The sequence below is a fragment of the Luteimonas sp. A649 genome, assembly GCF_054072735.1.
Genome location: NZ_JBSVRQ010000003.1, coordinates 167908 through 189567 on the forward strand (window position 1 = coordinate 167908; position 21660 = coordinate 189567).

The window sequence follows — 21660 nt, forward strand, 5'->3', positions numbered from 1 at the left end:
ACCGTCGAGAACGCGCCATGAAGGCGCTCAAGCGCATCGTGCTGGTCCTGTTCGTGCTGTCGGCCCTGGCCGCGGGCGCGGCCGGGTGGTGGGCATGGAGCGGCTACCAGCGCTTCGCCAGCGCGCCGCTTGCGGGCGTCGAAGCCGGCGACAACCTGGTGGTGGAGCGCGGCGACACGCTGCCGCGCGTGGTGGCGCGCCTGCGCTCGCAGGGCATCGATGCCGGCCGCGACCTCGAATGGCGCCTGCTGGCACGCCAGCTGGCCACCGGCGGCCGCATCCAGGTCGGCGAGTACGCGCTGGAGCCCGGCATCACCGCCAGGCAACTGCTTGAGCACATGCGCGACGGCAAGGTGGTCCGCCACCGCTTCACCATCGTCGAGGGCTGGAACATCCGCGAGCTCCGCGCCGCGCTGGGCCGCGCCGAGCCGTTGCTGCAGACCCTGCAGCAGGTCGACGACGCGGCCCTGATGGCGATGCTCGGGCGCGAGGGCGTGCATCCGGAAGGCCGCTTCCTGCCCGAGACCTACGCCTACGACCGCGGCGACACCGACGTCGACCTGCTGCGCCGAGCCGCCGCCGACCTGGAGCGCGCGCTGGACGCGGCCTGGGAGGCGCGCGCGGACGACCTGCCGATCGATACGCCCGAAGAGGCGCTGGTGCTGGCCTCCATCGTAGAGAAGGAGACCGGCATCGCCGAGGAGCGGCCAATGATTGCCGGCGTGTTCACGCGCCGACTGCGCATCGGCATGCGCCTGCAGACCGACCCGACGGTGATCTACGGCATGGGCTCGGCCTTCACCGGCAACATCCGGCGCAGCGACCTGCTCACCGACACGCCGTACAACACCTACACCCGCGACGGCCTGCCGCCAACGCCGATCGCAATGGTGGGCGTGGATGCGCTGCGCGCGGCGACGCGGCCGGAGGAGACCGACGCGCTGTATTTCGTCGCCGTCGGCGACGGCAGTGGCCGCCACGTCTTCTCGCCCTCGCTCGAAGCGCACAACGCCGCCGTGCGCCAGTACGTGCGCCGCTACCGCGAACAGCACGGGCCGCGATGAGCGCGCTGCCCATGCATCCGCGCCTGGTGTCGCTGGAAGGCGGCGAGGGCGCCGGCAAGACCACGGTGCTCGCCGCGTTGCGCACGGAGCTCGAGGCTTCGGGGCGCGAGGTGGTTGTCACCCGCGAGCCCGGCGGAACCCCGCTGGCGGAGAAGATCCGCGACTTGCTGCTGCACCCCGGCGATGAATCAGTGGCTGCGGAAACCGAGCTGCTGCTGATGTTCGCCGCGCGCGCGCAGCACGTGCGTGCGACCGTGCAGCCCGCGCTCGAGCGCGGCGCATGGGTGCTGTGCGACCGCTTCACCGATTCCAGCTATGCCTACCAGGGCGGCGGCCGCGGCCTGGACATGGACTTCATCGCCGCGCTTGAACAGCGCGTGGTCGGCATCCGCCCGGGCCTGACCCTGCTGCTCGACATCGACGTCGCCGCCGGCCGCGCGCGCATCCAAGGACGCGACCCCCGGCCCGACCGCATCGAAAGCGAGCGCGACGCCTTCTTCGAGCGCGTGCGCGCGACGTTCCTGGCGCGCGCCGCGGCCGAGTCCGCGCGCTTCCGCGTGGTCGACGCATCCCGTGCGTTGGACGATGTCATGTCCGCAGCCGTCGCCGCGCTGCGCGCTTTCACGGAAGCCGCATGAGCCTCGACGCCGCGCTCGCACCCTGGCAGCAACGCATGCACGACCACGCGGCCGCCGCGCTGGACGCCGGCCGCATGGGGCACGCGCTGCTGTTCTGCGGGCCGGCGATGCTCGGCAAGCGTCTGGTGGCGGAACGCCTCGCGCAGCGCGTGCTGTGCCAGGCGCCCGACGCCGCGGCGCGTCCCTGCGGACACTGCCGCCCCTGCACGCTGTACCGCTCGCGCTCGCAGAAGGATCCGGTCGAGCATCGGCCGGACGGGTCGCTCTCGCAGCCCTGGGGCCATCCGGGCCATCCCGACGCCATCTTCGTCGGCCACGCCTGGCGCAGCACGCCGTCGCCCGCGCGGCAGATGACGGTGATCCCCGTCGACCAGGTCCGCGAGCTGTCCGTGCGCCTGTCGACCACGCCGCAGTACGGCAGTGCCAAGGTCGCGATCATCGATCCGGGCGACGACATGAACGATGCCGCGGCCAACGCCCTGCTGAAAACGCTCGAGGAGCCGGTGCCCGGCCGCTACCTGTGGCTCATCTGCGCCAACCCTGCGCGCCTGCCCGCGACCATCCGCAGCCGCTGCCAGCGCCTGGAGTTCCGCCTGCCGCCGGCGGACGAAGCGATTGCCTGGCTCGATGCGCAGGGCCACCCCGCCGCGGCGGCGACCGAAGCCTTGGCAGCCGCCCGCGGGCATCCCGGCCTCGCCGATGCCTGGTTGCGCGATGGCGGCATGGTGCTGCGCCGCGAAGTCGCGGCCGATCTCGCCGGCGTGGCGTCGAATTCAGCATCGCCGCTGGACGTGGCGAAGGCCTGGACTGCCGATGACCTCGCGATGCAGAGGCTGCTGCATGCGGCCGACCTGTCGCGCGACCGGGCCGTCGGCTTGACCGATCCGGCACGAATCCGGAAGCTGGCCGCCTGGTTCGACGCCGCCAACCGCACCCGGGAGCTGCTACGCAGCACGATCCGCGCGGACCTGGCGGTGGTGGACCTGCTGCTCGCATGGCGCGACGCGGCCGGCGACAAGGCAAGGGGAATGATGCGATGAGTGCAACCGGTGGCGGCGCGCGGCAGGGCATCCTGTCGTTGGCAGTCAAGGACAAGGCCCAGCTGTACGCGGCCTACATGCCGTACCTCAAGCACGGCGGCATCTTCGTGCCGACGACGCGACGCTATTTCATCGGCGACGAGGTCTTCGTCCTGCTGACACTGCCCGAGTCCAACGAACGCCTGCCGGCCGCCGGCAAGGTGGTCTGGGTCACGCCGCCGGGCGCGCAGGGCAACCGTACCGCCGGCATCGGCGTGCAGTTCGCCGACACCGCCGAGGGCGAGAACGTGAAGGGCAAGATCGAGACCCTGCTGGCCGGCACGCTGAACGCGGACAAGGCCACGCACACCATGTAAGGGCTGGTGCGGAGCGTTCCCGCTTGCGGGATCGTGACCGCGAGCGCGTTCGGAGGGGCGTCTGGTGTCCGTCCTGCCACCGGCCGTGCGTTGGTGAGGGAGTGTCATCCGCTGCCGGAGACCTCCCATGACCCTTCGTCGCATCGCCGCCCTCTCGTTCAGTGCCGCCCTGCTTGCGGCTGTCGGCATCGGATGCAGGCAACAGCCGTCCGCGGCGCCGCCGCCGCTGGTCTCACCTCCGGAAATGGCGCTTGTCGGCGCCGTGCTGCTGGACGGCCTGGGCAACTACAGTTTCCCGGTCACCAGCAAGCATCCGGAGGTGCAGCGCTGGTTCGACCAGGGCCTCGCGCTGACCTACGGTTTCAACCACGACGCCGCGGAGCGCGCCTTCCTCAAGGCCACCGAGCTCGATCCCGAGTGTGCGATGTGCTGGTGGGGCGCATCGCTCGTGCTCGGGCCGCACGTCAACGCCGCGATGGACCCCGCAGACAGCGCCGACGCGTGGCATCGCCTGCAACGCGCGCGTGAGCTGGCACCCGGGGCCGACGCGCGCGAGCAGGCCTTCATCCAGGCGCTGACGGCGCGCTATGCACCATCGGCCCCGTCGTCCGGGGATCGGCGTCCACTCGATGAAGCCTACGCAGCCGCCACCCGATTGCTCGTGTCGCAGCGCCCGGATGACCTCGACGCCGCCGTGTTCCACGCCGAGGCACTGATGGACCTGCAGCCGTGGGACTACTACGACCAGGCCCTGCGGCCGAAAGGCCATACAGCCGAGATCGTGGATGTGCTGGAGTCGGTGATCGAGCGCAATCCAGAGCACGCCGGTGCGCTTCATCTGTACGTGCATGCGGTCGAGGCCTCGGCCGATCCGCAGCGGGGCGCCGTCGCGGCCGATCGCCTGCGCGACCTGGTGCCGGGGTCCGGCCATCTGGTGCACATGCCCGCGCACATCTATGCGCGGGTCGGACGCTGGCACGACGCGGTGCTCGCGAACCAGCGCGCGATCGAGGCCGACGATGCCTATCTCGCGATCTGCCGCGGCAACGTGCAGGGCGTGTACCCGCTGGGCTACGTCCCGCACAACCATCACTTCCTGTGGTTCGCCGCCAGCATGGAGGGCAACAGCGCGCTTGCCGGCGAGGCCGCGCGGCACACCGCCGAGCGCACCGACCTGCAGGACCTGATGCGCCAGCCGGGCTTCGCCGGCCTGCAGCACTACTGGATGACGCCGTGGTTCGAGCGCGTGCGCTTCGGGCGCTGGGACGAGATCGCCAACGCGCCCAACCCGGCGGAGGACCTGCCCTACGTCACCGCGATCTGGAACTATGCGCGTGGCGTCGCGGCCGTGCGGCAGTCGCGGCTGGACGATGCCGACCGGTATCTCGCCGCACTGCGTCCGCTTGCCGCCGACCCGCTGATGGACGAGCTGATGGTCTGGGACCGCTACCCGCTGGCCCATGCGGCGAAGATCGCCGAGCGCTCGCTGACCGCGGAACTCGCCGCCGCCCGTGGGGACCATGACGCCGCCGTGGCGGCGCTGGGCGAAGCGACCGCCATCGAGGACGGCATTCCGTATGACGAGCCGCCGGGCTGGCACGCGCCGGTGCGCCATTCGCTGGGCGCGGTGCTGCTGGCCGCGGGGCGTCCGGTGGACGCCGAGCAAGTCTATCGCGAGGAACTCAGCCGCAATCCCGGCAACGGCTGGTCGCTGTTCGGACTGGCGGAAAGCCTGAAGGCGCAGCGCAAGTCGGACGAGGCGAGGGATGTGGACCGCCGCTTTGCCGAAGCATGGCAGCACGCCGACATCACGCTGACGGCTTCGCGGCTCTAGCGGCGGCGGCGCGCGCTACTTCCTCAGCGCCGGTGAATCCCAGCCGGGGCGCGGTGCGAAGCGGTCGCCGTGCACCGCCTGCAGGCCCTTGAGCCGCAGCAGCAGCGCGTCCGCGCCGGTTTCGCGCACGTACTGGATCGGGCCGCCGCGGAACGGCGCGAAGCCGGTGCCGAAGATCACGCCCGCATCCAGCAGGTCGCCGTCGGCCACCACGCCCTCGTGCAGCGCGGCGACGGCTTCGTTGACCAAGGGCAGGATCAGGCGGTCCTCGAGGTCGGCCGGGACGGTGTAGTCCTTCGGCACCTCGGGCTTCTTCGGCTTGCCGTTCTCCCATGCGTACAGGCCCTGGCCGTCCTTCTTGCCGCGCTTGCCGGCTTCGGGCGGCGTGGACAGCGACGGCGGGATCGGCAGGCCCAGGAACGGCGCGAGCTCGGCGCCCACGCCGGCGGCCACATCCAGGCCCACGGTGTCGATCAGCTCGATCGGCCCCATCGGCATGCCGAACTTCACCGCCGCGCGGTCGATCACGGCGCCCGGGATGCCTTCGGAGTACGCGGTCGCGGCCTCGAGCATGTACGGGAACAGCAGGCGGTTGACCAAGAACCCCGGCGTGCCCGCCACCGGCACCGGCAGCTTGTCGATCGCCTTGCAGAACGCGGCCAGGCGGCGTTCGGTCTCCGCGTCCATGGCGTCATGTCGCACGATCTCCACCAGCGGCATCATCGCCACCGGGTTGAAGTAGTGCAGGCCGGCGAACTGCGCCGGGCGGACAAGGCCGGTGCGCAGCTCGTCCAGCGGGATCGACGAGGTGTTGGAGGTCAGCAGGGCAGTCGCCTTGAGCTTCGGCTCGACGCCGGCGTACAGCGAACGCTTGGCCTCCGCCTGCTCGATGATCGCCTCGATCACGAGATCCGCCTCCGCCACGCCGTCACCTGCGAGATCCGGTTTCAGCCGCGCCGCGACCTCGGGCCGCTTCGCGTCCACCTTCACCTTCTTCGCGAACAGCTCCTGCGCCCGCGCCATGGCCTTGTCGATATAGACCTGCTCGCGGTCCTGCAGGGTGACCTCGAAGCCCTTGTACGCCGCCCATGCCGCGATGTCGCCGCCCATCACGCCGGCGCCGACCACGTGCACGCGCGCGATGCCACTGTCCTTGCCGCCAAGGCCTTTGAGCCGCTCCTGCAGGAAGAACACGCGCGTCAGGTTGCGCGCGGTCGGGGTGCCGGCAAGCTTGACCACCGACTTGCGCTCGGCGGCCAGGCGCTGCCGGGTGCCGCCGCCGGTCCGGCGCCAGGTCTCGATCAGCGCGTAGGGCGCGGGGTAGTGCTCCTTGCGGGCTTTGCGCGCGACCTGCTTGACCAGCATCGGCGCCAGCAGCTGGCGCGCGGGCCAGGTGTTGGTGAGCCAGCCCATGAAGCGCTGCTTGAACGGTCGCTCCGTGCCCTTGAGCGCCAGTTCGACCGCGGCCTCCACCAGCTGCGCCGGCTCGACCACTTGGTCCACCAGGCCGATGCCCTTGGCGGCCGACGCCGACAGCGTGCGCCCGGTGAGCATCATGTCCATTGCCGCCGGCGTGCCGACCAGGCGCGGCAGACGCACGCTGCCGCCCCAGCCGGGATAGATGCCCAGTTTCACTTCGGGCAGGCCGATGCGCGTGGAGGGGTCGTTGCTGGCCACGCGATAGCGGCAGGCCAGCGAGATCTCGGTGCCGCCGCCCATGCAGAAGCCGTGGATCGCGGCCACCGTGGGGCAGGGCAGTTCGGCCAGGCGCTGGAACGCCTGCTGGCCGCGCCGGATCGAATCGCCGATGGTGCCCTTGGCGTCGAACTCGGCGAACTCGCGGATGTCGGCACCGGCAATGAAGCCGCGGGGCTTGCCCGAGCGCAGCACCAGCCCCTTCGGCGGGTCCAGGGCGAGGCGTTCGAGCAGCGCGTCGAGTTCGACCAGGACGTCCTGGGCAAAGGTGTTGACCGACTCGCCGGCGCGGTCGAATGTCAGCAGGACGACGCCGTCGGGGCGCTGCTCGGCTTGCCAGTGGCTGAAGCGCAGACCATCGAGGCCAGCAATCATGCGGAACCATCCGTCAGGGTACGGGGAACTGCCTATGATCCAGAGTCCGTTTAACCCGCGTCAAATGCCGGGCTGGCCGATCCTGGCTTGCGGGACGATGAACGCGACCCCAGATGATCCTGCAGTGCGGAACTTTTCCGCAGCGTGAAGGTCACATCCCGGTCCCAGGGCCGGTCCCGAGGAGAGCGCCGGCCCATGGCCGATATCGACGATACGCAACTTGACCAGGACCTTGTCCGCCGCGTCCAGCGCGGCGACATGGCGGCGTTCGACCTCCTGGTGCGCAAATACCAGCACCGGGTCGCCGCGCTCGTCGGGCGCTATGTGCGGGACTGGAGCGAATGCCAGGACGTCGCCCAGGAAACCTTCATCCGCGCCTATCGGGCGATCGGCAACTTCCGCGGCGACGCCCAGTTCTACACCTGGCTGCACCGCATCGCCGTCAATACCGCCAAGAACCACCTGGTCGCCAGCAACCGCCGTCCGCCCACCGACGATGTCGACGTGGAGGATGCCGAACATTTCGATTCCGGCTTCGGCCTGCGCGACAACGACACGCCCGAACGCGAACTGATGCGGCAGCAGATGGAACAAACGGTGCTGCGCGCGGTCCAAGCCTTGCCCGAAGAGCTGCGCACGGCCATCACCCTGCGCGAGGTCGAGGGCCTGAGCTACGAGGCGATCGCCGCGCGCATGGATTGCCCGATCGGTACCGTCCGCTCGCGCATCTTCCGCGCCCGCGAAGCGATCGACCTGGAGCTCAAGCCGCTGATGGACACCGGATCCGCGCCCGAACGCGCGGCGCGATGAGCACGATATGACCCACGAAAACGACAACATCGATATCGATTTCCAACTGGCGCCGCCGGACAAGCTGTACGCGCACAACCGCCGGCAGCTGTCGGCGATGCTCGACGGCGAGTTGTCCCCCGACCAGGCGCGCTTCATGCTGCGCCGGCTCCAGCACGACGGCGAACTGGCCGCGTGCTGGGAGCGCTGGCAGGTCTGCGGCGACCTGCTGCGCGGGCACGGCCATGCGCTGTTGCCATCGGATTTCTCGCAGCGGGTGGCGGCGTCGATCGCCGCGCCAGCGACGGGCGAGGCGACCCGCACCGCCGCCGGCGCGGGTCCACGGCGCCAGCATCGCCTGCTGCGCTGGGGCGGCGGCGCGCTGGCCGCGTCGATGGCGCTGGTGGCGCTGTTCATGGCGCGGCAGCTTCCCGATGCGCAGGCGCCGGAGATGGTGGAGGCCATCAGCCCTGCGCGTTCCGCGCCGGCGCTGGTGCAGGACGCGGCGCCGGTCGCGTTGGCTGACGCCGGACGCGCTGCGCTGCCGCCCGGGCCGGGCACACCCACGCCTGTGCCTGCACCTGCACCCGACAACGCCGCGGCCCTGCTGGCTGCTGCCGTCCCGGTGGCGGTCGCGGTGGCGGAAGTCCCGCGCCGCACCGGGGAGCGCAACAGCACCCGCAGCCAGTCCCAGCGTGCGGCCCTCAGGCGTTCGCAGTCCGTCGCAGAGGTCCCGCAGCGCGCCGTGGCCGCCACCGCGGCGCCGCGGTCGGCCGGCCTCGTGCCGGAGGCGTCCGTGCCTGCCGTAGCCGACACCGGTTTCCCGCTGCTGGCCAGCCTGCCGTCGGCCGCCATCGATGGGAATGCCCTGTTTGGCGCGCTGCCGGCCGCGACCACGCGGCCTTGGCCGCGCGCGGTGCTACCGGGCCTGGGGGGCACCCAGCCACTGGCCGTCCGCTATGGCATGCCGCAGGCCGACGCATTCGCACCCTTCCAGCCGCGGCTGGATCGCCATGCCGTACGCCGTGCGCATGATCCCGCGCAGTCGAGGCCGGAGCCGCAGGCCGACTCCGGCCAGGAATCCGCCCCCGAGGCCGGATCCGACCCCGCCAGATGATTTCCGTTCGCCCCCGGCGCGGCTGTCGCGCCGGGGGCGACGGGTCCACCCCACGTTCCATTTCCCTGTCGAGGCCCATTCCCCGATGAAATCGCCTGCCTTCGCCCTTGCCCTGGTCGCACTCACCGCTGCAGGGACGGCCGCCGTCGTGATCCCTGCCGCCACCGCGCAGTCGCAGCAGGACCAGGCCGCGGCCGCCGCCGCGGCCCCGCCCGCCCCGCAGTTGGTCACCGGTCTTCCCGACTTCACCCGCCTGGTCGATCGCGTCGCGCCGGCGGTGGTCAATATCGAGGTCACCATCGGCGCCCGCGGCAACCGCCAGGCGCAGCAGATGCCCGACGAGATGCCCGAGTTCTTCCGCCGTTTCTTCGGCCCGGGCACGCCGTTCCCCGGCGTTCCTCAGGATCCGGGTGGACGCGGAGGCATGTCGATGGGCAGCGGCTTCCTGATGTCCGCGGACGGCTACGTGATCACCAACCACCACGTCGTCGCCAACGCCAGCGACGTCAAGGTGACCTTGCCCGACCGCCGCAGCTTCGCCGCCGAGGTCGTGGGCAGCGACGAGCAATCCGACGTCGCGGTGCTCAAGATCGACGCCAAGGACTTGCCGTTCCTGCGCGCGGGCGACGCCAATGACGTCAAGCCCGGGCAATGGGCGGTCGCGATCGGCTCGCCCTTCGGCTTTGACCAGTCGGTCACCGCGGGCATCGTCAGCGCCGTGGGCCGCGCCAACCGCTACGCCAACCAGCGCTACGTGCCCTTCATCCAGACCGACGTCGCAATCAACCGCGGCAACTCTGGCGGCCCGCTGCTCAACACGCGTGGCGAGGTGATCGGCATCAACTCGCAGATCTTCTCCAACTCCGGCGGCTACATGGGCGTCAGCTTCGCGATACCGATCGACGTGGCGATGAACGTCGCCGGGCAGCTCAAGGACACCGGCCAGGTGCGCCGCGGCCAGGTGGGCGTGCAGGTGCAGGAGATCCGGGCCGACGACGCCAAGGGCCTGGGCCTGCCGGACACGCGCGGCGCGCTGGTGTCGGACGTCATCCAGGGTGGCGCGGCGGACAAGGCCGGCATCGAGCGCGGCGACGTGATCCGCGAGGTCGACGGCACCCGCATCAACCAGTCCAGCGACCTGCCGCCGATGATCGGTGCGCGCGCGCCGGGCAGCCGCGTGACCATGAAGGTCTGGCGTGAGGGCCGCACCCGCGACTTCGCGCTCACCCTGGGCGAACTCGACGAGGGCGTGGTCGCCACCGGCCCGCGGTCGTCGACGCGCGCACCGGCGGCGCAGCAGAGCAATCCGCTGGGCATCGTGGGCAGCGAGATCGGTGAAGAGCAGCGCCGCCGGCTCGACCTGAAGCCGGACGAGGGCGTGGCCATTGCCCGCGTCGAAGGCCTCGCCGCGCGCAGCGCGGGCATCCAGCCCGGCGACGTCATCCTGCAGGTTGGCCGCGTGAACGTGGCCACGCCTGCAGCGCTAGACCGTGAGCTCGGCAAGGTGAAGGCCGGGGAGACGGTGATGCTGCTGGTCCGGAACCGCAGCGGCGGAACCCAGTTCCTCGCCGTCACGCCGCGGGAAGAGGCCAGCAAGTAAGGGAACGATCACGCAAGCTTCGCCCCCATCTGCCCCAAAGGGGCGGATGGGGGCAGCCTGGCGGGAGAGCCACGAGAGCGGGCCTCGCCCTGTGCGACAATGGTCCGTTCGACGCCACCCGGCCGGTAGACGGCCCCGCCTGCGATCCCCATGTCTCCAGACCCGATGCGGAACATCCGCAACTTTTCCATCATTGCCCACGTCGACCACGGCAAGTCGACGCTTGCCGACCGCCTCATCCAGATCTGCGGCGGCCTGACCGCGCGCGAGATGGAAGCGCAGGTGCTCGACAACAACCCGATCGAGCGCGAGCGCGGCATCACGATCAAGGCGCAGTCGGTGTCGGTGCCCTACACGGCGCGCAACGGCGAGACCTACCACCTCAACTTCATCGATACCCCCGGCCACGTCGACTTCAGCTACGAGGTCAGCCGCTCGCTGGCCGCCTGCGAGGGCGCGCTGCTGGTGGTCGATGCCGCGCAGGGCGTGGAAGCGCAGTCGGTCGCCAACTGCTACACCGCGGTGGAGCAGGGCCTGGAAGTGGTGCCGGTGCTCAACAAGATCGACCTGCCCACGGCCGACATCGAGCGCGCCAAGGCCGAGATCGAGGCGGTGATCGGCATCGACGCCTCCGACGCGGTCGCGGTCAGCGCCAAGACCGGACTCAACGTCGAGGACGTGCTCGAGGCGATCGTGCACCGCATTCCGCCGCCGAGGCCGCGCGACACCGACAAGCTGCAGGCGCTGATCATCGATTCCTGGTTCGACAACTACCTGGGCGTGGTTTCGCTGGTGCGCGTGATGCAGGGCGAGATCAAGGCCGGCGCCAAGATCCTGGTGATGTCGACCGGGCGCACCCACCAGGTCGACAAGGTCGGCGTGTTCACCCCCAAGCGCAAGGACATGCCGGCCCTGCGCGCGGGCGAGGTGGGCTGGATCAACGCCAGCATCAAGGACGTGCACGGCGCCCCGGTCGGCGACACGCTGACCCTGGCGTCGGACCCGGCGCCCAAGCCGCTGCCGGGCTTCCAGGAAATGCAGCCGCGCGTGTTCTCGGGCCTGTTCCCCGTGGACGCCGACGACTACCCCGACCTGCGCGAAGCGCTCGAAAAGCTGCGCCTGAACGATGCCGCGCTGCGCTTCGAGCCGGAAAGCTCCGAGGCCATGGGCTTCGGCTTCCGCTGCGGCTTCCTCGGCATGCTGCACATGGAAATCGTGCAGGAGCGCCTGGAGCGCGAGTACGACCTCAACCTGATCAGCACCGCGCCGACGGTGGTCTACGAGGTGCTGCTGACCTCCGGCGAGGTGATGCCGCTCGACAACCCGGCCAAGCTGCCGCCGGCCAACACGATCGAGGAAGTGCGCGAGCCGATCATCCGCGCCAATATCCTCACGCCGCCCGACTACGTCGGCAACGTGATCACCCTGTGCGAAGAGAAGCGCGGCAGCCAGGTCGGCATCCAGTACCTCGGCAGCCAGGTGCAGATCAGCTACGAACTGCCGATGGCCGAAGTCGTGCTGGACTTCTTCGACCGCCTGAAGTCGGTGTCGCGTGGCTACGCCTCGCTCGACTACCACTTCGTGCGCTTCGAGGCCGGTCCCTTCGTGCGCGTGGACACGCTGATCAACGGCGACAAGGTCGACGCGCTGTCGATCATCGTCCACCGCAGCCACGCCGACCGCCGCGGGCGCGACCTGACCGACCGCATGAAGGACCTGATCCCGCGGCAGCAGTTCGACGTCGCGATCCAGGCCGCCATCGGCTCGCAGATCATCGCCCGCAGCTCGGTCAAGGCGCTGCGCAAGAACGTGCTGGCCAAGTGCTACGGTGGCGACATCAGCCGCAAGAAGAAGCTCCTGGAAAAGCAGAAGGAAGGCAAGAAGCGCATGAAGCAGGTCGGCCGCGTCGAAATCCCGCAGGAAGCCTTCCTGGCGGTGCTCCAGGTGGACAACAAGTGAGGGCGGGCGCGTTGGGTGCCGCCGACGGGGTGCGCGCATGAAGTGGTTCGAATTCGGCCTGGTCATCCTGACCTTCGCCTCCGGCCTGGTCTGGTTGGTCGACCGGCTGTTCTTCGCCAAGGCGCGCAAGGCGCGCGCCGGGCTGCTCGACGAAGACCGCGAGCCGGTGGTGGTCGACTACGCCCGCGCCTTCTTCCCGATCCTGGCCGCCGTGCTGCTGCTGCGCGGCTTCGTGGCCGAGCCGTTCCGGATCCCGTCGAGCTCGATGATGCCGACGCTGCTGATCGGTGACTTCATCCTGGTCAACAAGTTCGCCTACGGCCTGCGGCTGCCGGTGAACAATCGCAAGATCGTCGAGATCGGGTTGCCCGAACGTGGCGACGTGGTCGTGTTCCGGCCGCCGCAGTATCCCGACCAGGACTGGATCAAGCGTGTGGTCGGCCTGCCGGGCGACCGCATCGCCTACCGTGACAACGTCCTGTACGTGAACGGCGAGCCGTCCGCGTACCAGGCCATCGGCGAGTACGTGGGCAAGGGGCGCGGCCAGGAAATGACCGGCGCCACCCTGCTGGCCGAAGACCTGGGCAACGGACGGCACGAGGTGCTCGAGATCGAGAGCCCGCTCTTCGCCAACCATGGCGTGGGCGAGTGGACCGTGCCCGCGGGCGAATATTTCGTGATGGGCGACAATCGTGATAGAAGCGACGACAGCCGCTTCTGGGGCACGCTGCCGGAGACACAGCTCCGGGGCAAGGCGTTCCTGGTGTGGATGAATTTCGACCGCACCGCCGGTGGCGTCGACTTCAACCGCATCGGCACGCGCCTGTGATGCCGGGGAACCGGACCGGTGCCAGAATGTCCACAACGGGGAACGAGGGGAGAGGGGCAATGAGGAATTCGCAACGCGGCATCACCCTGCTCGGGTTCATCATCGTGCTGGCCGTGGTGGGGCTGTTCGCCTACGTCGGCATGAAGCTGTTCCCGATGTATTCGGAGTACTACAGCGTGCGCTCGGCGATGAAGGGCCTGGCCAACGAGCCGGGCATCGCCAACACCGAGCCGCGCAAGATCCAGGACCTGTTCTTCCGCCGGCTGTACATCAGCTACTCGGAAAACGTGAAGCCCGAGCATGTCAAGATCAAGCGCGTGGGAGCCGGCTGGCAGATGGACGTGAAGTACGAAGTCCGCAAGCCGCTGATCGGCAACCTCGACGTCGTGGGCAAGTTCGAGTCCACGCAGATGCTGACCAGGACCGGTGCGGTCGATTGATCCCGTTGCGCGCGTCGCGGGCCATGTGTTCCGCGATCCCGCGCTCCTGGCACAGGCGCTGACCCACCGCAGCGCCGGCGCGCCACACAACGAGCGCCTGGAATTCCTCGGCGATGCCCTGGTGGGGCTGATCGTCGCCGAGGCGCTGTACCTGCGCTGGCCCAAGGCCGACGAAGGCGCCATGACCCGCGCACGCGCGGAGCTGGTGCGCGAGTCGTCGCTGGCGCGACTCGCGCGCGACCTCGAACTCGGCGCGCGAATGACGCTGGGGCCCGGCGAGATGAAGTCAGGCGGCCACCGCCGCGACTCGATTCTGTCGGACGCACTCGAGGCCGTGGTCGGCGCGATCTACCTCGACGTCGGCTTCGAGGCCTGCCGCGCGGCGGTGCTGCCCTGGTTCGAGCCGCATATCGACGCCCTTCCCGCCGGTGGCATCGGCAAGGACCCCAAGACCCGGCTGCAGGAGTGGCTGCAAGCGCGCCAGCGTCCGCTGCCGACCTACGAACTCATCTCGGAAAGCGGCGAGGAGCACGCACGGGTCTTCCATGTCCGCTGCGTGCTGACCGAACCCGCGCTTGAGGCCGAAGGCAGTGGCGGTTCCCGCCGCGCCTCCGAGCAGGACGCCGCATCCGCGGCGCTCGCACAACTGGAATCCATGAAGTCATGACTACTGAAGGCGCAAGCCGCAGCGGGGCAGTCGCCGTCGTCGGCAGGCCCAACGTCGGCAAGTCCACCCTGGTCAACGCCCTGGTGGGCGCGAAGGTCAGCATCGTCTCCAATCGCCCGCAGACCACGCGCCATCGGCTGCTGGGCATCGCGACCTTCCCCGCGGGCCAGCTGCAGCTGGTCGATACGCCCGGCATCCACCGTGGCGAGCGCAGCCAGTCCGCCACCGCCATGCACCGGATGATGAACCGTGCCGCGCGCGGCGCGCTCGAGGGCGTCGATGCCGCGGTGCTGGTGGTCGAGGCCGGCCGCTGGGACGAGGAGGACTCGCTCGCCTACGAGGCCCTGCGCGAGGCGAAGGTGCCCGTGGTGCTGGTGGTCAACCAGGTCGACCGTATCCGAGAGAAGGCCACCCTGCTGCCGTATCTGCAGAAGGCGACCGAGGGGCGTGACTTCGCGGGCGTGCATCCGGTGTCCGCGCTGAAGCGCACCGGCCTGGACGCGCTGGTCGCCCAGCTGCTGTCCCTGGTCCCGGAGGGGCTGCCGGCCTACGACGAGGACGAGATCACCGACAAAAGCCAGCGCTTCCTGGCCGCCGAACTGCTGCGCGAACAGCTGATGCGGCAGCTCGGCGCGGAGCTTCCGTACTCGACCACGGTCGAGATCGAATCGTTCACCGAAGAGACCTCGAAGTCCGGCCCGCTGATGCGTATCGGCGCGGTGATCTGGGTCGAGCGCGACGGCCAGAAGGCGATCGTGATCGGCAAGGGCGGCGTGCGGCTGCGCGAGATTGGCAGCAAGGCGCGGCTGTCGATGGAACGCCTGTTCGGCTGCAAGGTGTTCCTGGAAACCTGGGTGCGCGTGCGCGCCGGCTGGTCCGACGACGAGGCCGCGCTGCGCAGCTTCGGCTACGACCAGTAAACCCGGGCCTGCACTGCAGGAGCGGCTAAAGCCGCGATCGCTGCCCCGGGAAATACGTCGTCCTCCTCGCGGCTATAGCCGCTCCTACAATGTTTCCATGCGCATCCTCGGCGAACCCGCCTATGTCCTCCACGCCCGGCCCTGGCGCGAAACCAGCCTGCTGGTCGAGGTCCTGTGCGCGGAACACGGGCGCCTGGGGCTGGTCGCGCGCGGCGTGCGCGGGCCGCGGCGGCAGGCCCTGCGCGCGGCGCTGCAGCCGCTGCAGCACATCCGCTTCGACGCGGCGCTGCGCGGTGAACTGGCCCACCTGAACGCCGCCGAGGCGCTCGATGCCGCGCCGCGACTGCAGGGCGAGGCCATGCTCTCGGGTTTCTACGCCAACGAACTCGTGCTGCGCCTGGCGCCGCGACAGGATCCGCAGCCCGAGCTGTACGCGACCTATGGCGAACTGCGCACCCGCCTGGGCGCGGGTGAGCCGCTGCCCTGGACCCTGCGGCGCTTCGAGCGCGACCTGCTCGACGCCATCGGCGTCGGCCTGGACTACGCGCACGAAGGCGATGGCGATCCGATCGATCCGGCGGCGCGCTACCGCCTGGATCCCGGGCATGGCCCGGTGCGCGTGCGCGGAGAACGCGGTGGCGAGCGCGGGCGCACCGCTACCGGGCGCGCGCTGCTGGCGCTTGCAGCGGACATGGCGCCGCCCGCGGACGACCTCGGCGGCCTGCGCCGGGTGCTGCGCGAAGCGCTGGAGTCCCATCTCGGGGGGCGGCCGCTGTCTTCGTGGCAGCTGCTGGGGGACCTGGGCCGCGTGTCCGCGCCCCTGGCGCCTCAGGACGGCGGCGAGAGTTCCTGAGCCGCGGCATCGAACAGTGCCAGCGCTTCCGGGGACGCGGGTGCGCGCTCCAGCGCCATTGCTGCGTGTCCCAGTCGCGCCGCGCCCACGAAGCCGCAGCTTGCGCGCAGCCGGTGCAGGACATCGCACAGCACGCCCTGGTCACCATCCCGCGCGGAGCCCATGACCGACGCGTGCGCGGCGGGCAGTTCGGCCAGGAACAGCTGGCGTAGCGCCTCGACATGGGCGCGCTCGCCGTTGAGCGCGCGCAGGGCGGCGGCATCGTCCCAGGCCTGCAAATCAGATCCCGACACCTCCGCAGCATCGGCCGGCCCCGGTGGATGCGGTTCGGCGACGCGTGACCCGGTGCGCCCGGCCAGCGTTCCAGCCAGCGCCGCGCGCAGCGCCGCGGCCGACAGCGGCTTCACCAGCACGGCGTCGAAGCCGGCGTCATGCAGCGCCTGGTGCAGTTCGTGCTCGCGCGCGGCCGTATGCGCGATCGCGGGCGTGGCAAGTCCAAGGCTGCGCAGCTCAGCGAGCAGGCCGGCACCGTCGCCGTCGGGCAGGTGGGCGTCGACCAGCCACAGGGCGTAGGCGATGTTGGCGGCCTGGGCGCGCGCGGCCGCGTGCGTGCCGACGATGTCGACGCTGGCAGGCAACGCCTCCGCCGCGGCGGCGAGGAAGGCGGCGGTGGTCTGGTCGTCCTCGACCAGCAGGATGCGGGGCTTCATCGTCGCGGACGCTCCGGTCGTTATTCTGGCAGCCATGCCCGCGTGGATCTTAACCCTGCTTGGACTGCTTGCGCTGCTGCACGTGGGCGCGGTGGACGCGCGCACGCTGGTGGCGCGGGTTGCGAAGGTATCGACGCCGGTAGCCACGCTCGAGGGGGTGGAAGTGCGCCTGGCGTGGCCGGCGGATGCGGACGCGGGCGACCTGCGCATCACCGCGCGCAGCGGGCACGCGCCGGATCTCGGCTATCGCTTCCAGGCGCTGGCCTGGCGCTGCCCGCTCCGTCGGGATGGCGCCGGAGGCTGGAGCTGCGAGGGCGAGCTGCGGGAAGGGCGGGGCGCGCCGCTGCGCTTGGCCTTGGCACTGCCGGCGGCGGGCATTGAAGCCTCGCTGTCCGATGGCCACGGCGCGCGTCTGGCACTGCAGCGCGCCAATGCGGCCCCGGACCTCTTCGCCATCGATCTCGCGCAGGTGCCCGTGGCCTGGGCGCAGGCGCTCGCGGCGCGCGCCTGGGCCGATGTGCGCCTGGGCGAAGGCCGCCTTGATGGGCGACTCCGCCTGCATGTTCCGGACGGCGCTGCGATGCATCTGGAAGGCGAGCTCGCGCTGTCGGATGGCGGTTTCGACACCGCGGACGCACGCCATGCCGGGGCCGGACTGGGTGCGCGCCTGGATCTGGACTGGCTGGCCCTGGACGAGGGGCCGCGGATCACGCTTGACGGCGAACTGCGCGGTGGCGAGCTGCTGTTCGGCAGTGGCTATTTCGTGCTGCCCGAACACGTGCTGCCCGTGCAGTTGCGCGCACAGGGCAGGCCCGATGGCTGGGCGTTGACGGCGTTCTCCGCCAGCGATCCGGGCGTGCTCGACGTCCGCGGCCGCGCGACCCTGGTCGGCGCGGACCTGGATGACTTCGCAGTGTCGCTGCGCAGCAGGGACGTCTCGCCCCTGCCGGAACGCTACCTGTCGGGTTGGCTGGGCCTCGCCGGCCTGGGCGGCCTGACCATGTCGGGCGCGCTGGATGTCGATCTCGCAATGGCGGGCGGTGTGTTGGCCACGCTCGACCTGCGGCCGCAGGCACTGGATATCGCCGCGCCCGACGAGCGCTTCCGTTTCGACGGTCTCGATGGCCGCGTGCACCTTGTGTCCTCGGGTCGCGCGGACAGCGAACTGCACTGGCGGGGCGGCGCCCTGGGTGCGATTCCGCTCGGCCCCGCGCGCTTGCCCTGGCACAGCAGCGATGGGGAACTCTGGCTGCGCGGCACCACCGTGATGCCGCTGCTCGACGGCCGGCTCGAGGTGTCCGACGTGCTGCTGCACCCGCCGGGCGCGGGCGGGCCGTTGCGCGTGGAAGGCGCGCTGGCGGTGGAGGCGCTGGACATGACGCAGCTGGCCCTGGCGCTTGGCCTGCCGCCGTTCCTGGGCACGCTGTCGGGCAGCATTCCCGGCGCGCGCTATGTCGGTGACAGGCTCGACTTCGATGGCGGCCTCGTGGTCCACGCGTTCGACGGCGAGGTACGGGTGTCTTCGCTGGCGATGGAGCGGCCCTTCGGCGTCGCGCCCACGCTGCTGGCCGACGTTGTCCTGGACAGCCTCGACCTGCAGGCGCTGACCGGCGTGTTCGAGTTCGGCAACATCAGCGGGCGCCTGCATGGCCAGGTCGAGGGCCTGCGCCTGGTTGACTGGGAGCCGGTGGCTTTCGACGCCGAACTCCACACCGAGGGGCGCCGGGGCGTGCGCCAGCGCATCAGCCAGCGCGCGGTGCAGAACATCTCCAGCGTCGGCGACGCCTCGTTCACCGCGAGCCTGCAGGGCCAGCTGCTGGGGCTGTTCGACGACTTCGGCTACCGGCGAATCGGTATCTCCTGCCGGCTGGCGAACGGCGTCTGCACGATGGCGGGGCTTCATCCCCGCGACGGCGGGTTTGTTATCGTCGAAGGGGCCGGGCTGCCGCGCCTGGACATCGTGGGCTTCAACCGGGACGTCGACTGGGAAACCCTGGTCGAACGCCTGGCCGCGGTGGGTTCCGGCGACGTTTCGCCGGTGTTCGATTGAACCGTCCGAGGAGGACTTCATGCGCTTGTCCGGTCTGCCATTCGTCGCCGCGCTGGCGCTCACCGCCTGCGTCACCATCAACGTGTATTTCCCCGCGGCCGAAGCGCGCGAGGCGGCGCGCGAGTTCGTCGAGAACGTGATCGGGGAAGAGGCCGCGGCCCCGGCACCGGACGTACCCGGCAACGGCACCCCCGGCGGCATGGCGTTGCGCGCGGCGCCGGCAGCGCAGCGCGCGGGCTTCGATCCATGGATGCTGCTGGGCATCGCGCCCGCACACGCGCAAACGCCCGACATCACCATCCGCACGCCCGCGATCCAGGCGATCCAGCAGCGGATGGAGTCGCGCTTCTCGTCCAGCCTGCGCCCGCACTTCGACAGCGGTGCGCTGGGCTTCAGCGGTGACGGCATGGTGGTGTTGCGCGACGCATCGAAGCTGCCACTGAAGGACCGCGTGGCGGTGAACGCCGCCGTGGCCGACGACAACCGCGACCGCAACGCGGTCTACCGCGAGATCGCCGTCGCCAACGGCCATCCGGAATGGGAGAAGCAGATCCGCGAGGTGTTCGCGCGGCAATGGGTCGCCAGTGCGCGCGCCGGCTGGTGGTACCAGCAGGGTGGGAGATGGAAGCAGAAATAACGGCCAAGGCTTGGCGCGGGGCTTCTGCGACAATGGCGGGCCGTTCCAGACAGGCATCTTCCGGCATTGGCCCGCATCAACCAGACCCCTTTCGAGGTCGAGATCCTCGACCTCGGCCCTGACGGCCGCGGTATCGCCCGCCGGCCCGTGGACCATCCGCATGCCGGCAAGACCGTGCTCGTTGCCGGTGCTCTGGCCGGCGAGCGCGTGCTGGCACGGCAAACCGGGCGCGCCCGCGAGTACGACCAGGCCGAGACGGTCGAGGTGCTGCAGGCCTCGCCCGAGCGCGTCGAGCCGCGTTGTCCGCACTTCGGCGTCTGCGGCGGCTGCAGCCTGCAGCACATGGCCGGGGACCGGCAGATCGTCGCCAAGGCGCGCGTGCTGGCCGACGACTTCGAGCGTGCCGGGCCGGTCCGCCCTGAAACCTGGCTGCCACCGCTCACCGGCCCGGCCTGGGGCTATCGCCGCAAGGGCCGGTTCTCCGTGCGCCACGTGGAGAAAAAGGGCAAGACCCTGGTCGGCTTCCGCGAGCGCGATCCGCGCTTCGTCGCCGAGCTGCGCGAGTGCCACACCGTGATCCCGGAGCTGGGGAGCCGCATGGAAGCGCTGGCACGGCTGGTCGATGGCCTCGATGCGCGGGCGGCGATCCCGCAGATCGAGTTCGCCGCCGGCGACGATGCCATCGCGCTGGTGGTCCGCCACCTCGAGCCGCTGGGCGACGGCGACCGGGCGGCGCTCGTGGCCTTCGCGCAGGCGAACGGCTTCGCCATGTTCCTGCAGCCGAAGGGCATCGACTCCGTGGCGCCGCTGTGGCCGCTGGATCCGAAGCTGTCGTTCCGGTTGGCGCCCTGGGATGTCGAACTGGCGTTCCAGCCGCTGGACTTCATCCAGGTCAACGCCGGGCTCAACGCGAAGATGATCGCGCACGCGCTGGAACTGCTCGATGTGCAGTCGGATGATCGCGTGCTCGACCTGTTCTGCGGACTCGGCAACTTCAGCCTGCCGCTGGGGCGCGTCGCGTCGGAAGTCGTGGGCGTGGAAGGCGATGCCGGGCTGGTGGCACGCGCGCGTGACAACGCGGCGCGCAACGGCATGGGGCACGTCAGCTTCCACGTCGCCGACCTGGCCACCGATCTTTCGCAGGAGCCATGGATGCGCGCCGGCTTCGACAAGCTGCTGCTCGATCCCGCCCGCGCCGGCGCGCTGGAGGTGCTGCGCCAGCTTCCGCTGGAAGGACTCAAGCGCATCGTCTACGTCAGCTGCCATCCCGGGTCGCTGGCGCGCGACGCCGCGTACCTGGTCAGCGAGCGCGGCTGGCACCTGCGCGCCGCTGGCGTGATGGACATGTTCCCGCACACCGCCCACGTCGAGTCGATCGCGGTCTTCGAACCTGCCCTGCCGGCGCAGTTGGCCCCATCGGACCCGTCGGCCCCGTCGGCCCTGTCGGCCCCGTTCCCCCTCTAGGGGCAGCTACAGCTGCGACCTGACCCGCGGGATCGTACTTGCACACGCATCACCCTGAATTCCGATCGCAGCTGTAGCTGCTCCCGCACAGAGGACTTGAATGGCCATCGAGATCGAACGCAAATTCCTGGTGACCGGCGACGGCTGGCGCGCAGCCGCGCACGCCGTCGTCTCGATGGCGCAGGGCTACCTCAACGACCAGTCCTCGATGGACGAGGGCCGACAGCGCGCTTCGGTGCGGGTGCGCCTGGAGGGCGAGGGTGCCTTCCTCAACATCAAGTCGCGCGAGCTCGGCCACACGCGGCAGGAATTCGAGTACCCGCTGCCCGTGGGCGAGGCGCGCGACCTGCTCGCGCTCTGCGTGGGCGGGCTGGTTGAGAAGCGCCGCCACCTGGTGCGCCATGGCGGCCATCTCTGGGAAGTCGACGAATTCCTTGGCGACAACGCCGGCCTGGTGGTGGCCGAAATCGAACTCGGAAGCGCCGACGAGACCTTCGAACACCCCGACTGGCTGGGCGTCGAGGCGACCGACTGCCCGCGCTACTACAATCTGGCACTGGCCGCGCGTCCGTACTCGCAGTGGAGCGGGGCGGAACGCGCGGGGCCGGCAGCCTAAGGAGAAG

Annotated in this window: 20 protein-coding genes; 18 read left to right on the top strand and 2 right to left on the bottom strand. The window is 70.4% G+C overall.

Annotated elements, in window-relative coordinates:
- Window positions 1-17: 17 nt before the first annotated feature.
- The 5 genes from mltG (at window position 18) to ACW5E8_RS12765 (ending at window position 4932) form a co-directional block, all read left to right on the top strand.
- On the top strand, window positions 18-1064 hold the full coding sequence (mltG, locus tag ACW5E8_RS12745) for an endolytic transglycosylase MltG (RefSeq protein ID WP_456965892.1): 1047 nt from the start codon (window positions 18-20) through the stop codon (window positions 1062-1064).
- Window positions 1061-1702: a dTMP kinase gene (gene tmk / locus ACW5E8_RS12750; protein WP_456965893.1), complete on the top strand. Its 642-nt coding sequence runs from the start codon at window positions 1061-1063 to the stop codon at window positions 1700-1702. Before mltG ends, tmk begins: the two co-directional genes overlap by 4 nt.
- The gene (locus ACW5E8_RS12755; protein WP_456965894.1) at window positions 1699-2742 is read left to right on the top strand and encodes a DNA polymerase III subunit delta'; all 1044 of its coding nucleotides are present in this window, start codon (window positions 1699-1701) and stop codon (window positions 2740-2742) included. Before tmk ends, ACW5E8_RS12755 begins: the two co-directional genes overlap by 4 nt.
- A complete protein-coding gene (locus ACW5E8_RS12760; RefSeq protein ID WP_132985137.1) occupies window positions 2739-3098 on the top strand; it encodes a PilZ domain-containing protein in 360 nt (119 codons plus the stop codon). The genes ACW5E8_RS12755 and ACW5E8_RS12760 overlap by 4 nt, the downstream gene beginning before the upstream one ends.
- A 127-nt stretch (window positions 3099-3225) precedes the next feature.
- A complete protein-coding gene (locus ACW5E8_RS12765; RefSeq protein WP_456965895.1) occupies window positions 3226-4932 on the top strand; it encodes a hypothetical protein in 1707 nt (568 codons plus the stop codon).
- Window positions 4933-4947: 15 nt separating this feature from the next.
- Here the strand turns inward: ACW5E8_RS12765 and ACW5E8_RS12770 are convergent, their stop codons facing one another.
- A complete protein-coding gene (locus ACW5E8_RS12770; RefSeq protein ID WP_456965896.1) occupies window positions 4948-7002 on the bottom strand; it encodes a 3-hydroxyacyl-CoA dehydrogenase NAD-binding domain-containing protein in 2055 nt (684 codons plus the stop codon).
- A 195-nt stretch (window positions 7003-7197) separates the two neighbouring features.
- On the opposite strand from ACW5E8_RS12770, the gene rpoE reads away from it, so the two are divergent.
- The 9 genes from rpoE to recO all read left to right on the top strand — a co-directional run bounded on the left by rpoE (window position 7198) and on the right by recO (window position 16176).
- Complete coding sequence (gene rpoE / locus ACW5E8_RS12775) at window positions 7198-7812, top strand: RNA polymerase sigma factor RpoE (protein WP_456965897.1); 615 nt, start codon at window positions 7198-7200, stop codon at window positions 7810-7812.
- Window positions 7813-7819: 7 nt separating this feature from the next.
- On the top strand, window positions 7820-8908 hold the full coding sequence (locus tag ACW5E8_RS12780; protein WP_456965898.1) for a sigma-E factor negative regulatory protein: 1089 nt from the start codon (window positions 7820-7822) through the stop codon (window positions 8906-8908).
- A gap of 85 nt (window positions 8909-8993) precedes the next feature.
- Window positions 8994-10508: a Do family serine endopeptidase gene (locus tag ACW5E8_RS12785; RefSeq protein WP_456965899.1), complete on the top strand. Its 1515-nt coding sequence runs from the start codon at window positions 8994-8996 to the stop codon at window positions 10506-10508.
- 165 nt (window positions 10509-10673) lie between these two features.
- Window positions 10674-12467 carry a translation elongation factor 4 gene (gene lepA, locus ACW5E8_RS12790; protein ID WP_456966020.1) on the top strand — a complete coding sequence of 598 codons (1794 nt, stop codon included), beginning with the start codon at window positions 10674-10676 and terminating at the stop codon, window positions 12465-12467.
- Between the two features lie 37 nt (window positions 12468-12504).
- Window positions 12505-13296 carry a signal peptidase I gene (gene lepB, locus ACW5E8_RS12795; RefSeq protein WP_456965900.1) on the top strand — a complete coding sequence of 264 codons (792 nt, stop codon included), beginning with the start codon at window positions 12505-12507 and terminating at the stop codon, window positions 13294-13296.
- Between the two features lie 59 nt (window positions 13297-13355).
- Window positions 13356-13736 carry a DUF4845 domain-containing protein gene (locus ACW5E8_RS12800; protein WP_456965901.1) on the top strand — a complete coding sequence of 127 codons (381 nt, stop codon included), beginning with the start codon at window positions 13356-13358 and terminating at the stop codon, window positions 13734-13736.
- The gene (rnc, locus tag ACW5E8_RS12805; RefSeq protein ID WP_456965902.1) at window positions 13723-14403 is read left to right on the top strand and encodes a ribonuclease III; all 681 of its coding nucleotides are present in this window, start codon (window positions 13723-13725) and stop codon (window positions 14401-14403) included. The genes ACW5E8_RS12800 and rnc overlap by 14 nt, the downstream gene beginning before the upstream one ends.
- Window positions 14400-15323: a GTPase Era gene (gene era / locus ACW5E8_RS12810; RefSeq protein WP_456965903.1), complete on the top strand. Its 924-nt coding sequence runs from the start codon at window positions 14400-14402 to the stop codon at window positions 15321-15323. The genes rnc and era overlap by 4 nt, the downstream gene beginning before the upstream one ends.
- 97 nt (window positions 15324-15420) lie before the next feature.
- The gene (gene recO, locus ACW5E8_RS12815; protein ID WP_456965904.1) at window positions 15421-16176 is read left to right on the top strand and encodes a DNA repair protein RecO; all 756 of its coding nucleotides are present in this window, start codon (window positions 15421-15423) and stop codon (window positions 16174-16176) included.
- Here recO and ACW5E8_RS12820 read toward each other — a convergent pair.
- Window positions 16152-16886 carry a response regulator gene (locus tag ACW5E8_RS12820; protein WP_456965905.1) on the bottom strand — a complete coding sequence of 245 codons (735 nt, stop codon included), beginning with the start codon at window positions 16884-16886 and terminating at the stop codon, window positions 16152-16154. The two genes, recO and ACW5E8_RS12820, sit on opposite strands and share 25 nt — an antisense overlap.
- Before the next feature lie 34 nt (window positions 16887-16920).
- Between ACW5E8_RS12820 and ACW5E8_RS12825 the strand changes: the two genes are divergently transcribed.
- The 4 genes from ACW5E8_RS12825 to ACW5E8_RS12840 all read left to right on the top strand — a co-directional run bounded on the left by ACW5E8_RS12825 (window position 16921) and on the right by ACW5E8_RS12840 (window position 21653).
- A complete protein-coding gene (locus ACW5E8_RS12825; protein ID WP_456965906.1) occupies window positions 16921-18936 on the top strand; it encodes a hypothetical protein in 2016 nt (671 codons plus the stop codon).
- Window positions 18937-18955: 19 nt separating this feature from the next.
- Entirely contained in the window at window positions 18956-19573 is a 618-nt protein-coding gene (locus ACW5E8_RS12830) for a YdbL family protein (RefSeq protein ID WP_456965907.1), read from the top strand.
- A gap of 66 nt (window positions 19574-19639) precedes the next feature.
- The gene (gene rlmD, locus ACW5E8_RS12835; RefSeq protein WP_456965908.1) at window positions 19640-21037 is read left to right on the top strand and encodes a 23S rRNA (uracil(1939)-C(5))-methyltransferase RlmD; all 1398 of its coding nucleotides are present in this window, start codon (window positions 19640-19642) and stop codon (window positions 21035-21037) included.
- A gap of 100 nt (window positions 21038-21137) precedes the next feature.
- Complete coding sequence (locus tag ACW5E8_RS12840) at window positions 21138-21653, top strand: CYTH domain-containing protein (protein ID WP_456965909.1); 516 nt, start codon at window positions 21138-21140, stop codon at window positions 21651-21653.
- The last annotated feature ends 7 nt before the right edge of the window (window positions 21654-21660 follow it).